The sequence below is a fragment of the Vibrio sp. YT-19(2023) genome (assembly GCF_033337395.1).
Window position 1 is genome coordinate 1 of sequence record NZ_JAWOQN010000520.1, and the last position, 690, is coordinate 690.

Below are 690 nucleotides of genomic sequence, written 5' to 3' on the forward strand. Positions count from 1 at the left end.
CGACAGCATCACAACAAGTGAAATAATAATAATTCTTAGTTAGATATACAGTCAGTGTGTCGAATTAGCAAGTGAAAACTATCAATAGTGTTCAGGAAAGAATGGCAGCGTCACAGCACTTGGTTCAATGCTGTGACGAGAAGTTTTTGCGAGTCAGGAGGTTATGCCATCGAGGCTTTGACGTAGACCTCGAAACGGTTCTTTTTGGTTTCAATCGCCATGCTTGGCTTTTGCTCGTTCAGCCAATTCGCGTAGTCCGGGCGCTTAACCACCACGCGTTTCGTTGCCAACGCCAGAGCAGGTTCGAGCAATCCATCGGCATCCAAATCCGCTCCCACCAAAGATTGGAAGACGCGCATCTCTTTTTTCACTAACGCGGATTTCTTTTTGTTTTCTGGGTGTGGGTACATCGGGTCGAGATACACCACATCCGGTTTCACAAACTCGCGGTTTTGCGCCAGTTGATCCAGCGCGTCATGGCTGGAGGCATGAATCAGCGACATACGCTCAGATACCCACGAGCCGATTTCTGGGTCTTGTTTCGCGCGAGCCAAGCCGTCATCCAACAAGGCCGCCACGACTGGGTGACGCTCGACCATCTGCACTTTACAACCTAGCGAGGCGAGCACAAACGCATCGCGACCAAGGCCTGCCGTGCCATCTAACACGGTTGGGGTCGCACCTTTGTTC

1 protein-coding gene is annotated in these 690 nt (G+C 51.0%); it reads right to left on the reverse strand.

Annotated elements, in window-relative coordinates; genetic code table 11:
• Positions 1-161: 161 nt before the first annotated feature.
• Positions 162-690: class I SAM-dependent methyltransferase (locus tag R7E78_RS26865; RefSeq protein WP_318058706.1), on the reverse strand; the 529-nt coding region annotated here is incomplete at its 5' end.